The organism is Halomonas sp. DP8Y7-1 (assembly GCF_019801685.1).
In the GTDB taxonomy this organism is placed as follows: domain Bacteria; phylum Pseudomonadota; class Gammaproteobacteria; order Pseudomonadales; family Halomonadaceae; genus Halomonas; species Halomonas litopenaei_A.
The window spans coordinates 98,739-117,848 of the sequence record NZ_JAHVIN010000002.1 but is presented as its reverse complement, the minus strand read 5'-3'; the positions used below and the strand labels follow the sequence as shown (position 1 = coordinate 117,848).

At 64.0% G+C, this 19,110-nt stretch carries 19 protein-coding genes; 9 read left to right on the top strand and 10 right to left on the bottom strand.

Annotation, left to right across the window (positions count from 1 at the left end):
• The first annotated feature begins 8 nt into the window (after positions 1–8).
• The 5 genes from phnL to KUV41_RS01310 all read left to right on the top strand — a co-directional run bounded on the left by phnL (position 9) and on the right by KUV41_RS01310 (position 4,060).
• On the top strand, positions 9–752 hold the full coding sequence (gene phnL, locus KUV41_RS01330; protein WP_222483835.1) for a phosphonate C-P lyase system protein PhnL: 744 nt from the start codon (positions 9–11) through the stop codon (positions 750–752).
• Positions 749–1,894 (top strand): alpha-D-ribose 1-methylphosphonate 5-triphosphate diphosphatase, encoded by a 1,146-nt coding sequence (locus KUV41_RS01325; protein ID WP_222164118.1) that lies wholly within the window; start codon positions 749–751, stop codon positions 1,892–1,894. Before phnL ends, KUV41_RS01325 begins: the two co-directional genes overlap by 4 nt.
• The gene (gene phnN / locus KUV41_RS01320) at positions 1,894–2,439 is read left to right on the top strand and encodes a ribose 1,5-bisphosphokinase (RefSeq protein ID WP_222164117.1); all 546 of its coding nucleotides are present in this window, start codon (positions 1,894–1,896) and stop codon (positions 2,437–2,439) included. The genes KUV41_RS01325 and phnN overlap by 1 nt, the downstream gene beginning before the upstream one ends.
• Before the next feature lie 125 nt (positions 2,440–2,564).
• Positions 2,565–3,344 carry a phosphonate metabolism protein PhnP gene (phnP, locus tag KUV41_RS01315; RefSeq protein WP_222164116.1) on the top strand — a complete coding sequence of 260 codons (780 nt, stop codon included), beginning with the start codon at positions 2,565–2,567 and terminating at the stop codon, positions 3,342–3,344.
• 14 nt (positions 3,345–3,358) lie between these two features.
• The gene (locus KUV41_RS01310) at positions 3,359–4,060 is read left to right on the top strand and encodes a DapH/DapD/GlmU-related protein (protein WP_222483833.1); all 702 of its coding nucleotides are present in this window, start codon (positions 3,359–3,361) and stop codon (positions 4,058–4,060) included.
• Positions 4,061–4,252: 192 nt separating this feature from the next.
• Here the strand turns inward: KUV41_RS01310 and dkgB are convergent, their stop codons facing one another.
• Together dkgB and KUV41_RS01300 are read right to left on the bottom strand one after the other, a co-directional pair.
• Positions 4,253–5,062, bottom strand: coding sequence for a 2,5-didehydrogluconate reductase DkgB (dkgB, locus tag KUV41_RS01305; protein ID WP_222164114.1), 810 nt, complete (start codon positions 5,060–5,062; stop codon positions 4,253–4,255).
• 183 nt (positions 5,063–5,245) lie between these two features.
• Positions 5,246–6,427 (bottom strand): MFS transporter, encoded by a 1,182-nt coding sequence (locus KUV41_RS01300; protein ID WP_206944102.1) that lies wholly within the window; start codon positions 6,425–6,427, stop codon positions 5,246–5,248.
• 180 nt (positions 6,428–6,607) lie between these two features.
• On the opposite strand from KUV41_RS01300, the gene KUV41_RS01295 reads away from it, so the two are divergent.
• A complete protein-coding gene (locus tag KUV41_RS01295; RefSeq protein ID WP_222483832.1) occupies positions 6,608–7,492 on the top strand; it encodes a LysR family transcriptional regulator in 885 nt (294 codons plus the stop codon).
• A 30-nt stretch (positions 7,493–7,522) separates the two neighbouring features.
• On the opposite strand, the gene KUV41_RS01290 is transcribed toward KUV41_RS01295, so the two are convergent.
• The 7 genes from KUV41_RS01290 to KUV41_RS01260 form a co-directional block, all read right to left on the bottom strand.
• Positions 7,523–8,425: an NAD(P)-dependent oxidoreductase gene (locus KUV41_RS01290; RefSeq protein WP_222483830.1), complete on the bottom strand. Its 903-nt coding sequence runs from the start codon at positions 8,423–8,425 to the stop codon at positions 7,523–7,525.
• Positions 8,426–8,508: 83 nt separating this feature from the next.
• Positions 8,509–9,249, bottom strand: coding sequence for an HAD family hydrolase (locus tag KUV41_RS01285; RefSeq protein WP_222483828.1), 741 nt, complete (start codon positions 9,247–9,249; stop codon positions 8,509–8,511).
• On the bottom strand, positions 9,246–10,418 hold the full coding sequence (locus KUV41_RS01280) for an ABC transporter ATP-binding protein (RefSeq protein WP_261395879.1): 1,173 nt from the start codon (positions 10,416–10,418) through the stop codon (positions 9,246–9,248). Before KUV41_RS01280 ends, KUV41_RS01285 begins: the two co-directional genes overlap by 4 nt.
• Positions 10,415–11,257 (bottom strand): ABC transporter permease subunit, encoded by an 843-nt coding sequence (locus tag KUV41_RS01275; RefSeq protein ID WP_222483823.1) that lies wholly within the window; start codon positions 11,255–11,257, stop codon positions 10,415–10,417. Before KUV41_RS01275 ends, KUV41_RS01280 begins: the two co-directional genes overlap by 4 nt.
• Positions 11,244–12,077: an ABC transporter permease gene (locus KUV41_RS01270; protein ID WP_206944080.1), complete on the bottom strand. Its 834-nt coding sequence runs from the start codon at positions 12,075–12,077 to the stop codon at positions 11,244–11,246. The genes KUV41_RS01275 and KUV41_RS01270 overlap by 14 nt, the downstream gene beginning before the upstream one ends.
• The gene (locus KUV41_RS01265) at positions 12,074–12,934 is read right to left on the bottom strand and encodes an alkaline phosphatase family protein (protein WP_222483820.1); all 861 of its coding nucleotides are present in this window, start codon (positions 12,932–12,934) and stop codon (positions 12,074–12,076) included. The genes KUV41_RS01270 and KUV41_RS01265 overlap by 4 nt, the downstream gene beginning before the upstream one ends.
• A 116-nt stretch (positions 12,935–13,050) precedes the next feature.
• Positions 13,051–14,127 (bottom strand): ABC transporter substrate-binding protein, encoded by a 1,077-nt coding sequence (locus KUV41_RS01260; protein WP_315900526.1) that lies wholly within the window; start codon positions 14,125–14,127, stop codon positions 13,051–13,053.
• Between the two features lie 321 nt (positions 14,128–14,448).
• Here KUV41_RS01260 and KUV41_RS01255 point away from each other — a divergent pair, with 321 nt between their 5' ends.
• A complete protein-coding gene (locus KUV41_RS01255; protein ID WP_261395878.1) occupies positions 14,449–15,174 on the top strand; it encodes a UTRA domain-containing protein in 726 nt (241 codons plus the stop codon).
• 8 nt (positions 15,175–15,182) lie between these two features.
• Here the strand turns inward: KUV41_RS01255 and KUV41_RS01250 are convergent, their stop codons facing one another.
• Positions 15,183–16,085, bottom strand: coding sequence for a LysR family transcriptional regulator (locus KUV41_RS01250; protein ID WP_222483816.1), 903 nt, complete (start codon positions 16,083–16,085; stop codon positions 15,183–15,185).
• A 217-nt stretch (positions 16,086–16,302) separates the two neighbouring features.
• Here KUV41_RS01250 and KUV41_RS01245 point away from each other — a divergent pair, with 217 nt between their 5' ends.
• Together KUV41_RS01245 and KUV41_RS01240 are read left to right on the top strand one after the other, a co-directional pair.
• Positions 16,303–17,316 carry a D-cysteine desulfhydrase gene (locus KUV41_RS01245; RefSeq protein ID WP_222483814.1) on the top strand — a complete coding sequence of 338 codons (1,014 nt, stop codon included), beginning with the start codon at positions 16,303–16,305 and terminating at the stop codon, positions 17,314–17,316.
• Positions 17,317–17,684: 368 nt separating this feature from the next.
• On the top strand, positions 17,685–19,073 hold the full coding sequence (locus tag KUV41_RS01240) for a Na+/H+ antiporter NhaC family protein (protein ID WP_222483812.1): 1,389 nt from the start codon (positions 17,685–17,687) through the stop codon (positions 19,071–19,073).
• Positions 19,074–19,110: the final 37 nt, after the last annotated feature.

Genomic DNA, 19,110 nt, shown 5'->3' with positions numbered 1-19,110 from the left:
AGTTGACGATGACGTCCCCTTTTCTTACTGCCCGACGGCTCGACAAGACCTTTGTGCTGCACGCCCAGGGCGGCCAGGCACTGCCCGTGATGCGTGGACTCGAACTGGACCTGTCCCCCGGCGAGTGTCTGGTGCTGGCCGGCCGCAGCGGTATCGGCAAGAGCACCCTGTTGAAGATGGTGAACGGCAACTACCGCATCAGTGGCGGCAGCCTGACCCTGCACTTCGATGATGGCGAACTTGAGCTCGCTGGCCTGCCCGCCCATGCGTGGCATCTGCTGCGGCGCGATGTGATCGGCTATGTCAGCCAGTTTCTTCGGGTGGTACCCCGCGTGTCGGCGCGGGAAGTGGTGATGGAGCCGCTGCTGGTGCGGGGCTGCGACGAGCAGGAAGCACGCCACCGCGCCGAGGCCATGCTGGCGCGGCTCAACCTGCCGGAACGCCTGTGGGACCTGGCGCCAGGTACCTTCTCCGGCGGCGAACAGCAGCGCGTCAACATTGCCCGTGGCTTTATTGCCGAGCATCCGTTGCTGCTGCTCGACGAGCCCACCGCATCGCTGGACGCCGCCAACCGAGAGGTGGTGGTGACGCTGATCGAGGAGGCCAAGGCCCGTGGCAGTGCCATGCTGGGCATCTTCCACGATGAGGAAGTCCGCGAGCGGGTGGCCGATCGGCTGCTCGAACTGGAAGGTCACATGCTGGTCGGTGGCGCTGGGCGTCGCGACGATAACGATGGGGAGTTTTCCGCATGAGCCAAGATCAGATCCTGACCAATGCGCGCCTGGTGCTCGACGACGAGGTGATCAGCGGCAGTCTCGTCATCAAGGATGGCATCATCAAGGCCATCGAGCGTGGCCCGGTATCGCTTCCCGGGGCGATCGACTGTGACGGGGATATCGTGATGCCCGGCATGATCGAGCTGCATACCGACAATATGGAAAAGTACTTTCAGCCCCGGCCCAAGGTGAGCTGGCCTGGTCGTCAGGCGGCGCTGGCCCATGACGCGCAGATGGCCGCCAGCGGCATCACCACGGTGTTCGACGCGGTATCCATCGGTGATGTCGATGAGCAAAGCATGCGCCACGAGGCTCTGGACGAGATGGTGGGGTCGCTGGCGGCGATCAATGACAATGGCATGGCAAGGGTCGACCACCGCCTGCACCTGCGTTGTGAGGTGTGTCACCCGGACACCCTGACGCGCTTTGAAGGCTTCATGGACTCGCCGCTGCTGGGGCTGGTCTCGCTGATGGATCATTCGCCGGGTCAGCGCCAGTTCGCCAGTCTCGACGCCTATCGCATCTACTACCAGGGCAAGTACGGCCTGGACGACGCCAGCCTTGAAGCCTTTATCGAAAAGCAGCTGGCCAACAGTGCCGCCTACTCGAGCTCCCACCGCCGTGCCATCGCATCGCTGTGCCGTGAGCGTGGGCTGGCGCTGGCCAGCCATGACGATGCCACCGTCGCCCACGTGGCCGAGAGCCTGGAGTATGGCACTCGGGTGGCGGAGTTCCCCACCACCCGTGAAGCCGCGGAAGCGTCTCACCGGCATGGGATGGCGGTGATGATGGGGGCGCCCAACGTGGTGCGTGGTGGCTCCCACTCCGGCAACATTGCCGCCGCCGAGCTGGTGCGCATGGGCGTGCTGGATGTGTTGTCCTCCGACTACTATCCGGCAGCCCTGCTCGATGCCGTCTTTCGCATCGCTGCGATGGAAGGTGGTTACGACCTACCGCGAGCGGTGGCGACGGCCTGTAGGCACCCTGCCGAGGCGGTGGGGCTTGATGACCGCGGGCGCATCGCCCAAGGACTGCGCGCCGACCTGTTGCGAGTACGCGAGATCGACGGACACCCGCTGGTCGCTCGGGTGTGGAGCGCCGGCAGGCAGGTGCACTGATGCTGGTGTATCTGATCGGGGCCAGTGGCGTGGGCAAGGACAGCCTGCTGGTTGCCCTCCGCCAGCAGCGCCCGGACCTGCTGGTGGCCCATCGCTACATCACTCGGGCCAGTGGTCTTGGCGAAGATTCGTTGGCGCTGTCCGAGGCCGAATTCCTGGCCCGGCGCGGGCGAGGCCTGTTCTGCCTGGATTGGCAGGCCCATGGGCTGCACTACGGCGTGGGCATCGAGGTCGAGTGCTGGCTCGAGTCGGGAGCAACGGTGCTGCTCAACGGTAGTCGTCGAGCGCTGTGCCAGGCCCGGGAGCGCTTCGGCGACCAGCTGCTGCCGGTGGTGGTGACCGCTCCTGGAGAGGTGCTGAGACAGCGCCTCGTCAAGCGCGGGCGCGAGTGCCGCGAGCAGATCGAGGCGCGTCTGGCTCGCCATGCCGAGGTGGAGGCGGAGCTTGAACGTGACTATCCGACCGTTGCCCGCCTGGATAACGGTGGTGCGCTGGCGGTCAGCGTGGGGGCGCTGGAAGCCCTGGTGGATACGGCGTGCCGCTGAGCCTGTCGGCTGCCAGACCGAGGCAAGCGCAGACCGCTGCGCGTGCTGCCCCCGATGCGCGGTCTGGCCGCGACGGCCCGAGACCATACCGGCTTTGCCTGAGCCCCTGATGTCAGGAGATCACCATGGAGTTTCGCTTCACCGGCACCGGCGACAGTGCCCAGGTGCCTCGCTTTGGCTGCGACTGCCGTGCCTGCACCAGGGCACGTGTGTTCTCGAGCCATCAGCGCGGTCCCTGCTGTGCCGAAGTCAGGGTCGATGGCAGGCGCTATCTGCTCGATGCCGGGCGTATGGATCTGGCTCACAGCTGTGAACTGGAGCGCCCGGCGGCGTTTTTCATCACCCACTATCACGCCGACCACGTTCAGGGCCTGTTCCATCTGCGCTGGGGGACCGGCGCCGATATACCGGTGTATGGGCCCAAGGATCCCAACGGTTGCGCGGATCTCTATCGCAACAGCGGCATTCTCGATTTTCAGCCAGGGCTCAAGCCGTTCAAGGCGCTGGGTCTGGACGGGATGACGGTCACGCCGGTGCCGCTCAATCACAGCAAGCCCACCTTGGGGTATTGCCTGGATGACGGCGGCACGCGGCTGGCCTACCTGACCGATACCTGCGGTCTGCCCGGTGCCACCGAGCGCTTCTTGCGGGAATGGGGGCCCGACATCGTGGTGTTGGATGCCTGCCACCCGGCGAGCCAGCGCGAGACGCGCAACCACAACAATATTACCCAGGCCCTGGAGATCATTACTCGGCTCGATCCCCCCAGGGCCTATCTCACCCACATCAGCCACGAGCTGGATGCAGAACGCCTGGCGGAGCCAGTAGCGTTGCCGCCCAAGGTACGTTTTGCCAGAGATGGCGAGACGCTGGAAGATTGGCACCGACTCGATGCGGTCTGCTGAGAGGACAACACCACATGCACTCTGAATCCCATGCCCCCGACACCTCTTCGGCGCCTGCCCGAGCCGTGGATCAGCCCACCTCGGTGCGGCTTAGCGAGGCGCCCAACGTGGCCGATGATGCGCGGCTTCACGCCAGCCAGCTTGGCCGTTTCACCGAGGTGGGCAGTCGCTGCGTGTTCAACCACGTAAGCCTGGGGGACTACAGCTACATCGAGCGGGATGGCGATGTCATGTTCACCCGTGTGGGCAAGTTCAGTTCGATCGCGGCCAGCGTGCGCATCAACCCCAGCAATCACCCTTGGTGGCGGCCTACCCTGCACCACTTCAGCTATCGTCCCGGCAAGTTTGGCTTCAGCGACGAGGCCGTCGACCCCGAGGTCTTTGCCTGGCGCGAAGCGGACCGCGTCAACATCGGCCACGACGTCTGGATCGGCCACGGTGCCATCGTGTTGCCCGGAGTCACCATCGGCAACGGCGCCATTGTGGGCGCGGGCAGTGTAGTGACCAAGGACGTGCCGGCTTACCACATCGTGGTGGGCAATCCCGCCCGAGTGCTGCGCCCACGCTTCGACGACCCTGGCGTCGCCGGTCGACTCGAGCGTCTGGCGTGGTGGGACTGGTCGGATGAACGGATCAAGCGGCATCTGAGCCACTTTCAGGGCGACGTGATCCGCTTTCTTGAGGCTGCTGAAAAAGGGGCAGTGAGGGCGAGCTGAGAAGGTGAGCTGAAAGGAAAGGCGGAGGCAAGGCGGAGGCCTGCAAAAACGGCGCCACGAGCAGGTGTCTGCTCGTGGCGCCGTCACCTGGGGCGTTACGCTCCTGCCTCAGGCCGTGCCGGGACCGATGGGCCAGCAACCCTTGGCGGGTAGCGGCCCAGTGCGTTATTCAGCCACTGGAGCCGCGGCGCCTTACTGATCCCACTTGGGCGCGAAGTCCGGGTTGGCGACGCGCTCGCCGCGGTCGAGCTTGGCAATGGCGTCCATCTCTTCCTCTGACAGCTCCAGCTTGAGCGCCTCCAGGTTGCTCTTCAGGTTCTTCTCCTTGGTGGAGGAGGGGAAGGTCGGAATGCCGAGCTGATGCAGCCAGGCGATGGCCACCTGTGCCGGGTTGGCATCGTGCTTTTCGGCGATGGCCTTCAGCGTGTCGTCCTCGAGCACCTTGCCGACTGCCAACGGCATGAAGGCGGTGGGGGTGATGCCGTGTTTTTCGCAGTGGGCAACCAGCTCGCGGTTTTGCAGGAAGGGGTGAACCTCGATCTGATTGGTCAGAATTTCACCCTTGCCGAGAATATCCACCGCCTGGTCGATCTGCGCCTTGGTGAAGTTGGAGACGCCGATATGGCGGGCCTTGCCTGCATCCTTGACGTCTTTCAGCGCGGTCAGGTAATCACGCATCGGCACTTCATCGTCCGGCGAGGGCCAGTGGATCAGCAGGAGATCCACATAGTCTGTGCCGAGCTTGGACAGGCTTTCCTCGACGCTGGCCTTGAGCGCCACTGGCTCCAGACGATCCCACCACACCTTGGTGGTCAGAAAGATCTCGCTGCGCGGAACCGAGCTTGCTGCGATGGCCGAGCCGACTTCGGCCTCGTTGCCATAGAACTGAGCCGTATCCAGGTGACGGTAACCGAGCTTCAGGGCGGTGGTCACTGCGTGGCGCAGGGTGTCGCCCGTCAGGCGGAAGGTACCGAGGCCGGGGTTAGGGATAAGCGTTGACATCTTGGCTCCTTGGTCGTCGAGAGCGGCCCCGGGCACTGTCGTGATCCCGGGGATGCAGTTCCTTGAGCGGCGGCCTTGGCCGTCGCAACGTCGTGCCAATGTTCATCTTTGGACATGCGGTGGCAACGTCGTCAGTTCAAGGGGGCGGAAGAAAAATTAGCAGACGAAATGCTTGTCCGGCGCTCAGGCATTGGCCAGGCGTGCTGCACGACGCTGGTCCAGTCGACCGGACAGGTGGGTCAGTGCCAGGGCAGCCACCACGATCAGCGCGCCGATCCAGGCGGTGTCTGTCAGTGCCAGGTGCTCGACGACCTGGCCGCCGACGACTGAGCCCAAGGCAATGCCGATGTTGAACGCAGCGATGTTGAGTCCGGAAGCGACATCGACCGCTTCCGGCACGTAGCGCTCTGCCAGTTGCACCACGTAGACCTGCAGGCCTGGCACGTTGCCAAAGGCAAAGGCGCCCCAGACCAGAATCGTCAGCACGGCGGCTAGCGGGTGGACGGCGGTCACGTTGAGCACCAGCAGCACCGCGGCCAAACCGATGAAGATCAGCGTCAAGGCCCGGATCGGCCCCATCTGGTCTGCCAGCTTGCCACCGTAAATGTTGCCGAACGCCACCGAGACACCGTAGACCAGCATGATCAGGCTGACCATGGAGGGAGCGAAACCGGTGGCCTGCTCCAGAATCGGTGCGAGAAAGGTGAAGGCAGTAAAGGTGCCGCCGTAGCCCAGGATGGTGATCGCATAGACCAGCAGCAGACGCGGATGGGTAAGCACCTTGAACTGCTGGCCTAGGGTCGCCGGCGCCGCGCGCTTGAGGTTGTTGGGGATCAGCAGGGCGCTACCCAACAGGGCAATCAGGCCCAGTCCCGATACCACCAGGAAGGTGGCTCGCCAGCCAAAGGTCTGGCCGATCCAGGTGCCCAGCGGTACCCCCGTCACCAGCGCCACGGTGAGGCCGGTAAACATGATGGCAATGGCACTGGCCTCCTTGTCCTTGGCGACCAGGCTGGTGGCGATGGTAGAACCGATCGAGAAGAACACCCCGTGGGCCAGGCCGGTGAGCACCCGTGCGGTGATCAACGAGCCGTAGCTGGGCGCCTGCCAGGCCAGCAGATTGCCGGCAATGAACAGGGTCATCAGGCCGAGCAGCACCCACTTGCGGTTGAAGCGCCCGGTCAGTGCCGTCAACACGGGGGCGCCGACCGCCACGCCGACGGCGTACAGACTGACCAGCAGTCCGGCAGAGGGCAGGCTCACTGCAAGGTCCTGAGCAATGGTGGGCACCAGGCCGACAATCACGAACTCGGTGGTGCCGATGGCAAAGGCGCTAAGCGTTAGCGCCAGCAGAGCAATAGGCATCGTATCTCTCCTGTGAGATGGCGTCGCCGGGGGACGACTTGACGGCGTGCAGTCTGGCGGAGGACACTTTTTCGATAAACGTGCCTATATGAGAAACACCTTTGTGGTTATCGAGAAAGTCGCTGCGGTGTTTGCTGCGGTCAACAGGAGGGTGAGCCTCCATGGACGAGGAGGGGCCTCATGAAGACTCGCTCGGAGGACCTGGAGCTATTGCTGGCGGTGGTGGATAGCGGTGGTTTCAGTGCCGCCTCCACTCGCCTGGACGTGCCGGTGGCACGTATATCGAGAGCGGTCCAGCGGCTGGAGCAGCGGCTCGATGTGCCCCTGCTGAACCGTACGACGCGCAGTGTGGCGCTGACGGATGAGGGCAGCCGCTTTGTCGCCGAGGTACGCGAAGGACTAGAGCGCTTGAACGCGGCAGAGGAGTCGCTGGCGCTGCGACGGGGAGAGCCTGCTGGCCGATTGCGGGTGGACTCCGCCAGCCCCTTCGTGCTGCATCAACTGGTGCCGTTGGTCGGGGAGTTTCGGCGCCGCTATCCCGGTATCGAGCTGGAGCTGTCTGCCAGCGATGACATCATCAATCTGCTGGAACAGCGTGCCGATGTGGCCATTCGGATTGGCGCCCTGGCGGACTCCACCCTGCACGCGCGACTGCTGGGGCGCTCGCGTCTGCACCTGGTGGCTAGTCCTGGCTATCTCTCGCGCGCCGGCAGGCCCACGTCGGTGACGGAGCTCGAACAGCATCAACTGATCGGATTTCTCGCTCCCAGTAGCTTGAATCGGTGGCCGGTGGAGGGAATGGATGACGAGATCAGCCCTTCGATGTCCACCTCCAGTGGCGAAGTGATGCGGCGTCTGTGCCTCGCCGGAGAGGGCATTGCCTGCCTGTCCAACTTCATGGTCGGTGATGATATCGCCAGCGGGCAGCTTGAGGTCCTGCTACCCGAGGCGATGCGCCATGGTGGTCCACGGGAGCAGGTGCAGGCCGTCTACTACCGCAACACCGCCCTGTCGGCGCGTATCCAGGCGTTTCTCGATGTCATCGCTCCAGGGCTCAGGTTGTAGTTCCGAGACTGTCAGCGCTGACGTCTGGCATCAACGCTCGAGTTCACCGGCATCCATACCGTTGCGTCGCTTGATCTCGAGTAGCAGCGCGCTGTGGTCGAGGTCGGCGCCGCCGGCGTCGACCAGGTCGTTGAACAGGCGATCGGTCAACGCGAGCAACGGCAGATCGAGGCCGAGCTCCCGAGCAACATCGCAGGCGGCGTGGGTATCCTTGAGCTGGTGCTTGGCCGGGCCGCCCGGCGCAAAGTCGCCATCCAGCATGCGCTGGCCGTGCTGCTCGAGGATACGCGAGTAGGCGAAGCCGCCCAGCATGGCCTGGCGGACCTTGGCCGGGTCGGCGCCGCCGGCCTCTGCCAGCACCAGAGCCTCGGAGACGGCGGCGATGGTACTGGCCACGGTCAGCTGGTTGACCAGCTTGGCCAGGGCGCCACTGCCGACGGGGCCGATGTGAAGAGGGTGGCCCATGGCCTGAAGAATCGGCTTCGCCCGTTCATAGTCGGCGTCCAGTGCGCCGGCCATGATGGACAGCGAGCCTTCCTGAGCGCCACGTTCGCCGCCGGACACCGGCGCGTCCACCCAGCCGAGGCCAAGCTCGCGACAGCGCTCTGCCAAGGCGACCGCTTCGCTGCGAGCGATGGTCGACATCACGATGATCAGGCTGCCGTGAGCCAGTTGAGGGGCGATGCCCTCGTCGCCGAACAACAGCGTCTCGCACACCGGGCCTGAGCTCACCATCATCACCACCGCCTGAGCACCCTGTACCGCCTCGGCGGGCGTCTCGACCAGGGTGGCGCCAAGCTCGCCCAGCGGGGCGGCCTTGTCGATGCTGCGGTTCCAGGCGCGCAGGTCATAGCCTGCACGAATCAGGTGGCGGCCCATGGGCAGGCCCATGATGCCGGTGCCCAGCAGGGCGATGGTGGCGGAGGATGTCATTCAGGGGGCTCGTTTCACGTCAAAAGGTAGGTGACAGCCTAGCCTCTTCCACCCGCTGACTCCACGCCTGGCCTTGTCCACGCTTAGCCTTGCTGCCGCCACCACTGCACCGGCCAGCCGCGGACCTGTGCGGCGGCGTCAAGCGTCGGATCCGGGTTGATGGCGAAGGGACGGTCGACAAACTCCAGCAGCGGCAAGTCGTTACGTGAGTCCGAGTAGCCGTAGCTGAGGGCTGGCGTATGCTCGTCGAGCCAGGCTTCCAGAGCCGCAAGCTTGCCTTCACGGAAGGTGCGAATGCCTTGGGCGCGGCCGGTATATCGACCCTCGGCGTCGATCTCCAGACGCGTGGCCAGCGCCTGATCAGCGCCGAGGCGCTCGGCCAGCGGCCCGACCACATGGATCGGTGAGGCAGAGATAATGACCACACGGTGGCCCTGGTCGCGGTGCCAGGCAAGTCGATCGTGTCCCTGGGCGAACAGTCGCGGCACCACCTCGGCCTCGAGAAAGGCGTCCACCTGCTCCCTGACGTCGGCCTCGCGGCGCCCCGTCAGGGGTGTCAGCAACAGCGCCAGATGGGCTTCCATGTCGAGCGTGCCAGCGGCGTAGGCCGCCATATGCTCGGCAAAGGCGGCATGATATTCCTCGCCGTCGTCGATCCAGCCAAGCTCGATCAGCCATTGGCTCCACAGGCGGGTGATGTCGCCGTCGAGCAGCGTATCGTCCAGGTCGAACAGGGCCAGGGTGATGGGCGCATCAGGCGTCTCGGATGTCGCCACACGGCAGGCATCGGTGGTCATGGGGCAAGGGCTCGTCGGGTCATTCATGTATCCAGCTCCTGAACCTCGTCGAGATCGACGTGGACCGTCACCTGCTGGCCTTGCGGCAGCAAGGTGCGAGCGGAGCGATTGAGGGTATCGACGGTCAGGCTGACGCCGGCACAGTCGATGTCGTAGCGCACGATGTTACCGAGCAGTCGGTGTCGACGCACTACCCCGTGCACGCCAGGTCCTACCCGCTCGGGGTGCTCGCCGCCCAGGGGCATGCCCGCCACGCTCAGGTAGAGCGCTTCAGGGCGCAGGGCAACGCGGCCAGCCTTGCTGCGATAGCCGAGCAGCGGAGCGGCCTCGACGGCATCGAGCAGACAGTAGTGGCCCATGAAGCCGGCAGCGTTCTCATCCCGTGGACGGGTATAGATGGCCTCGGCGCTGTCCTGTTGCAGGATGCGTCCCTGGTGCATCAGGAACACCCGGTCGGACATCAGCATGGCTTCTTCCTGATCATGGGTCACGAACAGGGTCGTCAGGCCCAGCGACGTCTGAATTTCCCGGATCTGATCACGCAGGTGCTTGCGAATGCGGGCGTCCAGCGCGGACAGGGGCTCATCCATCAGCAGCACCCTGGGCTCGACCACCAGAGATCTTGCCAGCGCTACCCGCTGGCACTGACCGCCAGACAGTTGATGAGGGAACTTGTGGGCTTGGTCCTGCATCTCGACCAGGCGCAACACCTCGTCCACGCGGCGCGCGCGCTCGTCACTGGGTACCTTCTGCATGCGCAGGCCGAAGGCGACGTTGTCGGCCACCCTCATGTTGGGAAACAGGGCGTAGTGCTGAAACACCATGCCGACGCCACGGCGCTGAGGGGGGAGGTGAGTGATGTCGGTATCGCCCACCAGGATTTGGCCCGCATTCAGGGACGTGAGACCGGCGATCGCCCGCAACAGGGTCGACTTGCCGCAGCCGGATGGGCCCAGCAGGGTGATGAATTCACCGTGGGCGATATCGGCATCGATATTGGCAAAGACATCGGTGTCGCCAAAACGCTTGGCCAGCCCCTTGAGCGAAATCGCGTTGCCGCTGGATGCATGATCGGTGTGGCGGGAGGCGCTCGCGGCCGTGGCGCCTGACGCGATGGCCGGCTGCTGGCGATAGGCCGCCTGTGATGCTTGGGGCGTGGTCGCTGACGAGGGGGGGCGAGTGGTGGCAGCCATCATCGTGCGGCCTCCGTAATAGTGTGTTCCGCCTGGCGATTGCCCAGCCAGGTCAGGATCAGGGTGAAGACGAACAGGGTAATCACCAGAGCGCTGGTGAAGTGGCCGCTGGCGCCGCGCATGTTGTTGAGGTAGACCTGCAGTGTCTCGAAGCGGGTGCCCACCAGCATGTTGGCAAACACGAACTCACCCACCAGGAAGGAGAACGAGAGGAAGACGGCGATCTGCACGCCACCTCTCAGGTTGGGCAGAACCACCAGAAAAAACGCCTTCACGGGGCCAGCGCCGAGCAGCTGCGCGGCGTCCATCAGGCTTTGCACGTCCACCGCCCTCAGGCTGTTGGCAATGGCGCGATACATGAACGGCAGGACGATGGTGAAGTAGGTAGGAATCAGGATCCAGGGTGTTCCTACCAGCGCCAGCGGCCCACCGGCGTAGAGTTGCAGCAAGCCCACCGAGGAGACGACTGGCGGCACCGCAAACGGCATCAAGATCAGCGTGTTCATCCAGCGATCGAGTCGCGGATAGCGGGTATGGGCCAACAGGGCGACCGGAAGTACCAGTGCCAGAGATAGCGCCAGAGCCCCCACGGCGATAAACAGCGAGCGCGCAAAGGCCGCCAGAAAGCGAGGGGTGGTCCACAGCTCGATGAACCAGGCCAGGGTCAGGCCGTCTGGCGTCAGGGTCGCGCCCCAGCGTGTGGCCAGGGCGTAGCCCAGTGTGGCTACCAGGGGCAGAGCCAGCACCGCAAAGACCCCGCCGACGACCCAGGAGTAGGGATTAAAGGTTGCCGACAGCGACGCGGCGGTCGGGCGAGCGGGCATGGTGTCAGCGTGAGCCATGCTGTGCACTCCTTCTCAACAGCCATTGTTGCACCAGGGTGACCAGTACCAGCAGCACCACCAGGACCAGCGCCAGGGCACTGGCCAGGTTGGGCTCAAGGAAGAGGTCTCCCGCGACCAGGTTGGCGATGCGTATCGTCATCAGGTTGTAGCTGGTGTTGACCAGCGCATAGACGGTGGCATAGGCGCCCATGGCGTTGGCGAACAGCACCGTGAAGGTGCCCGCCAGAGCCGGCCATAGCACCGGCAGGCCGATCCGCTGCCAATAGGCGATGCGTCCGGCGCCCAACAGGTGGGCGGCATCACGCCACTCGGCCTTGAGGCCTGAAAAGGCCGGAAACAGCAGCAGGATGCCGAGCGGTATCTGGAACCAGGTATAGATGACGATCAATCCGCCGGTGGAGTAGAGGCGCACGTCCTCGATGATGCCGAGTTGTTGAAGTGCCAAGGTCAGCACGCCGTTGGCCCCCAGCAGGATGATAAAGGCGAAGGCCAGGGGCACCCCGGCGAAGTTGGAGGTCATGTTGGTGAAGGCGATCATCGCGCGGCGCAGTCGCGGTCCGGAACGCATAAGCGCGTGACAGGTGACGGTGGCGATGATCAGACCCATGGCGCTTGATACCAACGAGATGGTCAGGCTTTTCCAGATGGCTTGGCGAAAGAACGCGGACTGGGCGATTTCCTGGAAGTGGCCCAGCCCCCAGTCGCCATTGACGTTGAAGGCACTGATGGCGACCCAGGCCATGGGCGCCAGCTGGAAGGCGCAAAACACGATGGCGAAGGGCAGTAGCCACAGCCAGGCCGGCAGGCGCAATGTCATGAGAGGCTCTCTCGGGACGGTGCCGGGGCCGGTGCCGTGGCCTGCGCCGTCATCGCAAGCAGCTCCGGGTGAAACGCCTTGTCGTGGGTTAGCCCCATGGCGCTGGCCAGGGTGCCGCACAGGTGAGTCTGTTGGATATGCAGACCTGCGGGGTCGGCAAAGGCGTCACCGAACAGCCACAGCGGTACCCGGCGCTCCTCGGCCAGCAACCCTGAGTGTGAACGATCGGCGTTCATGCCGTGGTCGGCGGTCACCATCACCTGGTAACCATCGGCCAGCCAGCGGGGAAGGTAGTCGGCCAGGGCAATGTCGGCGTGACGCGCGGCATTGCGGTACTGGGGCGAGTCGCCGCCGTGACGGTGGCCGCTATCATCGATGTTCATGCTGTGAACCAGCAGGAAGTCAGGTGCGTGCCGCTGCCTGAGCGCTTCGGCATCGCTGAACAGGTGGTCGTCCGGGTAGTGGTCCTGCCAGTAGAAGATGCCGCGCTGGATGGCCGCGTGAGGATCGTCGAGATAGCGGTCGCGGGTCCGGTCGAAGGGCGCCTTGACGTAGAGTTCGCTGACCCAGTGATAGGCCGCGGCGGCGGTGGTGCGCCCCTGGGCGCGAGCCAGGTCAAACAGGCTGACACCGTGTGAGCGGCGCACGATAGCGTTATGCACGACACCGGAGTCGACGGGACGATCTCCCGTCAGCAGGCACTCGTAGAGCGGGCGAGACATGGCGGGAAGCTCGCAGTCGAGGCTGGTAGTAGTGCCGCGTCCGGCCTCGACCAGAGCGCTCAGATGGCCCATGGCATGGCGCCCGACGTCGTGATTGAGGCCGTCCAGCACGACCAGAATGACAGGGTTTTGCATGATGACTCCTGGCCACCATCAGGGTGGCCCAAGCAACGCTTTCGTACCGCGGGCACCGAGAGCAGCGCTTGTTGGCGCTGCCGCCCGATGCCCAGGGGGGGAGGTAATTGGCGTGATTACTGCTGGTGGATCAATACGTCCGACTGCCACTGGCGCGGCAGCACCTTGGCGCTCTGTTCCCAGGCGGCGAAGTCCTGAATCGGGCGGGCGCTGGCGTACTGTTCGTTGGGCAGCAGCTTGGCGGCGATCTCGTCGGGCAGGGTCAGGTGCTCGGCGCGGATCGGGCGAGCGTAGCCCTCGGCCAGGTTGAACTGGCCTTCATCGGACAGGATGTATTCACGGGCCAGCTTGGCCGCATTGGGATGCTGGGCGTGTACATTGATGATGGTGGCGTAGCCTGAGGTGACAGAGGCGTCGGACGGGATCACCACCTCGAAGGCGTCACGGTCGATCTGGTCACGATAGTTCAAGGCGTTGAAGTCCCACAGCAGGGCCACTTCCACTTCGCCCTTCTCCAGGTTGGCGATGGACACGTCAGCCAGCGACAGGCGGCCCTGCTCGGCCAGCTCGGCGAACAGCTCGAGTCCCGGCGCCAGGTTGCCTTCGTCACCGCCTGCCGCGTAGGCGGCGGCCAGCACCGCATTGTTGGCCTGGGAGGCCTGGCCTACCGCGCCCACCGACACAGAGTAGTCACCTTCACGCAGATCAGCGAAGGAGCCCGGACGCTGGTCTTCGTCGACCAGGTTCTTGTTGATCATCAGGGCGATGGTGCCGGTGTAGCCGAGCATCCAGTGCCCATCCTCGTCCTTGGCCCAGTCAGGGATCTGGTCCCAGGTGGTGGGCTTGTAGGGCTGGGTCACGCCCTGCTGCACGGCGATGGGACCGAAGGCGAAGCCGACATCGCCGATGTCGGCGGTGGCATTCTCACCCTCAGCCTTGAACTTGGCGACTTCCTCGGCGGAACTCATGTCGGTGTCGCTGTGTGCCAGGCCGTAGACGCTGTCCAGGTCAGCCCAGGTGTCCTTCCAGTTGGCCCAGGTGTCGGGCATGCCGACGCTGTCGACGCGGCCTTCCTGCTTGGCGGCTTCGATCAGAGACTCAAGCTCGGCGGAGCTGGCTTGGGCAGCGGTGGACATCAGGCCAACGCAGGCCAGGGCGGTCAGGGTCGGGTAACGCAGAGAAGTGACGATCACGGGAGGGTCTCCGGGTCAGGGGGCGTGAAGGCGACGGAAACCGGTGTGCGTTTCTGGTCTAGATCAGTTTCCGTTGTGCCTAACCCTAAGGAGCCTTCATGACAGCGCCGTGTCAGTGTGATGGCAGTCTTGTCTCAATCCTTGGTTGGCGATGAAGCCTTCGGCAGATACTACGACGCCAGGAGTGTCACCACGATGTCATGGTGAAGTCACTAGACTGTGGCGTATGGCTCAATTGGTCTATACCAGCTGGATAGGTGTAGATCGATGAGCGTCATGTTCCTGGCATCATTTTTTCTCTTAATTCACATCGGTATGTGCATGGATCGATCGCTGCAAGAGCGCCTCAAACCGGTGCTGGCTGAGGCTCGAAGTGAGAAGGGGCGCCGGCTTCCCAGCGAGCGCGAGTTGATGACCCGCTTCGGGACAACGCGTATCACGTTGCGCGAAGCGCTCAATGCACTGGAGGCAGAAGGTCGGGTCTATCGCGAGAATCGGCGCGGCTGGTTCGTGTCGCCGCCACGGCTTCGCTATGACCTGCTGGCCTGCCTGCCGTTTCACGAGATGGTGCGCTCCCAGCAGCGCAGTGCCCGCACCCTGCTGCTAAGTGCCGAAGAGGTCATGGCCCCCGCAGTGGTCGCTCGGCGTTTGGGTATTGCCGAACACGCGCCGGTCTATCGAATCTGTCGTGCCCGGCTAGTGGACGAGCGTCGGGTGCTCTACGTCGAGCATCATCTACTGCCAAGCTGTTTTCCACAGATTCTCGAGTTCGATCTGGCGCGGGAGTCGCTGACCGAGCTTTACCGGCGCGAGTACGGCATCCGGGTTGGCCGGGTCAGCTATGAGCTTGGCACCTGCGTGCTGTCCAGCGCCGGCGCCGATGCGCTGAACGCCGTGCGAGGCAGTCCCGCCCAGCGCATTTCTCGCATCAATCATGACCAGAACGGCCGAGCCATCGACTGCGACGATGAGTACTGGCGTCACGACGCCATCGAGTTGACGCTGTCCGCCGCTCCCCAGGGGGGCGAGGCCATCCGCACGTCCTGATGACAGCGCTATACCGCCGGTGGCCGCTCTTCCAGCAGATGCCAAAGCGGTGCCGCGGCCCTCTGCTCGTCCCGATGCCGATAGCAGGCCACCACCAGCCGGGGCCCACCTAGCGTATCCAGTAGCGATACCAGCTTGCCGCTTTCCAGGTCCTCTTCGATCAGTCCGTGGGGAAGCCAGCCGATACCCAGTCCCGCCAGGGCGAGCTGGCGAATGCCGATGGTAAAGGCGGTCTCGCACACCAGCTCGATCTCGTAGCGGCGCTGGGCATCCAGCAGGTAGGGGGTCGCCAGCGCCTGGCCCAGAAAACTGTCGGTGTCGTAGCCGATCAGCGGCAGTCGTTGTCCCTGCTCCAGCGGGTGCAGCGGGCCGCCGTGATGATCCGGGGCGCACACCGGCAGCAGCCGTTCAGCACCCAGCGCGAGACGTTCGATGGTGGTGCTGTCGTCGAACAGGGGCGCCCCCTCGAGCTCGGAACACAGCAGCAGGTCGGCCTTGCCCTGCTCAAAGTCGCGAATGCATACGCTGCGGTCGGACGAGGTGATCTGCAGTCCGACCTCAGGCGCGTGATGACGCAAGTGGCGCAACAGCCGCGGCAGATAGCTGACGGTCAGGGTGTGCTGGGTGGTCAGGATGGCCCTGGGTCCCTGGCGGGCATCGCTTCGAAGACGACTGCGCATGGCATAGAGGCGGGCCAGCCACTCCCTGAGCTGAGGCTCGTAGGTACGCGCATGGGCAGTCAGCTCCAGCCGTGGGGAGCGCCTATCGATCAGTGCGACTCCCAGCCACTCCTCGAGTTGTCTGATGCGTCGCGAAAACGCCGGTTGGGTGACATGGCGTCGTTCCGCCGCCTGGGAGAAAGTCCCTGCCTCGATAAGCTCGAGAAAATCCTCTATCCACTCGATCTTCATTGGTGTTTTTGTCTGTTGTTGTGGCTGCCGGCCAGGCAGGAGTCGTGGCTATGCAAAAATTTAACAGCTGACGAGCAACTTGGCATTGGTGGCAGGTCGTGGGCGGCCTTTAAGGTGAGATGACACGTTCTCTGACGGGCCTTGCGTCTGTCATTTCATGGAAGAACGTCATAACGAGAGCACGCCAATGCCAATAATGACTCGCCTGGAGGCCCGTATGCACCTGTCCCGTTTTCCCCGCGTCCGTCTCGGCCATATGCCCACCCCGCTGGAGCCGATGGACAACCTGAGCAAGCTGTTGGGCGGTCCTCGCCTGTGGATCAAACGTGACGACTGCACCGGCCTGTCTACCGGCGGCAACAAGACGCGCAAGCTAGAATTCTTGATGGCCGATGCCCTGGAGAAGGGCGCCGATACCATCATCACCCAGGGTGCCACCCAGTCCAACCACGCCCGCCAGACCGTGGCCGCGGCCTGCAAGCTGGGCCTTGGCTGTCACATCCTGCTGGAAGACCGCACCGGCAGTGAAGACCCCAACTACAACCACAACGGCAACGTCTTCCTTGATCAGCTCCACGGCGCCAGCGTCGAGAAGCGCCCGGGCGGTGCCGACATGGCCGCCGAGATGGAAGGCCTGGCCGATCGCCTGAAGAGCGAAGGCAAGAGGCCTTACATCATCCCTGGCGGCGGCTCCAACGAGATCGGCGCCCTGGGCTACGTCAATGCTGCCCTGGAGCTGCTGGCTCAGGCCAACGACATGGGCCTGCGTATCGATCATCTGGTGCATGCCACCGGCAGCGCCGGCACCCAGGCAGGCCTGGTGACGGGTCTGGCCGCCTGCAACGCCGGTATCCCAGTGCTCGGCATCGGCGTGCGCGCGCCCAAGGACAAGCAGGAGGCCAACGTCTTTGCCCTGGCCCAGAAGACCGAGGCCAAGCTGGGCCTATCCGGCGTGATCAGCCGCGAGCAGGTGGTTGCCAACTGCAACTACGTGGGCGAGGGCTACGGTGTGCCCACCGACAGCATGATCGAGGCGGTCACCCTGCTGGCCCGCCACGAAGGCATCCTGCTGGACCCGGTGTACTCCGGCAAGGGCATGGCCGGGCTGATCGACCTGATCCGCCAGGGCCACTTCAAGCAAGATGAGAACGTGGTCTTCCTGCACACCGGCGGCGCCGTCGCGCTGTTCGGCTATCCCGATGCCTTCGGCTTTGCAGATTACAGAGGCTGAGGTCTGCCCCTGACCAGCCCGGTGAGTGCACAGAAGCTCCGAGACAATCGTGATGGAATGTCATCGCGAGCAAGTTGATGTGGGCACCTTGAGAAAGTGTCTCGGAGCATCACTTTGACACTCCTCGTGGTTTTTTCGTTGTGCTCTTGGCTCCTTACGATGAAGAGTCCGGCCATCTTCGGTCCGGAGGTACATTCGGAACAACGAGTCGCAGCAAGCGGTGACATGGGAGTGTCTGCGATGAGCGGTGGTGAGGCTCAGCGTAGAAGTTGGCGCCGCTGGTTTTCACCCTACTGCAGTGCTTTTTCTTCACGAGCGTGACAACCGCGCTACCCATCCTGAGGGTTCTAATAATGACAACATCCACTATGACTCCACCCCTATCTTTCCGCGGGGGCACTCTCGGCGCTCTACTGCCATTGTTGGTACTCGTGACGGGGTTGATCTACCTGTCGGTATTCGAGCGTGCCGGGACCAAGCCGTTCTGGGCCTGCGCCTGGGTGGCCATGGGCGTCGGTCTGTTTCTCTGTCGACAGCGCACCGCATACTGCGACAGTCTGCTCAAGGGAATGGGCAACTCCACCGCAACGGCGATTATCGCGCTGTGGCTGCTGGCCGGTGTATTCGGCAAGTTGATGGCCGCGGGTGGCTTGATCGATGGTTTGATGTGGCTAGGCGCGTCCATTGGTGCAGAGGGGGCCACCTTTACCCTGATTGCCTTCGCCATGGCCATGGTATTTGCTCTCGGTACGGGGACGAGTACCGGCACCGTCATTGGCCTGTCACCGGTGCTGTACCCGGCGGGGGTGATGTTGGGAGCCGACCCGTCCATGCTGGCGGTGGCGATCCTGTCCGGTGCTGCCTTTGGTGACAACCTGTCTCCGGTGTCGGATACCACCATCGTCTCTTCCTACACCCAGGGTGCCGAGATCGCCGATGTGATCCGTACCCGGCTGCCATTGGCGCTGTCGGCAGCAGGCATATCCATGGTGATCTTCATGGTGTTCGGCGCCAGTGGTGAGGCGTCTTCCGCAACGGCCGAGGTGCCGACCGGCCATGCCTCGGGACTGGTCATGCTGATTCCACTGGCGGCGGTGGTGGTGTTCGCGATGAAGCGCCGCCATATTGTCGAGGCGATGTTTATCGGCAACCTGGTGGCCATGGCGTGCGCCTTGGGTATCGGTGCCATCGGCCTTGGTGACCTGTTCTCATTGCCCCAGGCGCGGGGCGAGAGCACCGGGCTGATCGAGAATGGCATTGCGTCGGTGACAGGCGCCGTTCTGTTTGCGTTGATGGTGCTCGCGCTGACGCAAGTGATCCTGGATACCGGTCTGATGGAGCGCCTGCTGGATAGCGCCAAGAAGAAGCTGGTGAAGGACCGCGCCAGTGCCGAGACCAGCATCGTTGCGGTGACCATCGCGGCGTCTACACCGCTGTCGGCCAATGCTCCGGCGCTTCTGTTGGTGGGGCCGGGGCTGGTCAAGAGTCTGGCCCAGCAGTTTGGTATCTCCCCCGCCCGCGCCGCCAACCTGATGGACTGTGCGGTATGTACGGTGTTCTTCCTGCTGCCCTGGCACATCGTAGTAGCGGTGTGGCAGGAGGTCATTGCCGCGACTGCCGTTCAGAATGGTGTGGCAGTGCCGTCGGCGTTTGCCTCCTTCTTCACGCCTTACCCCTGGGCCATGCTGGTGGTGCTGGCGCTATCGATCTGGCTGAGGAAGCGCCGGGCAGGGGCGGATCTCGCCGCCACCGCCTGACTCAGGACGCTGCTGCAGCGATGAAACCAAAAAGGCC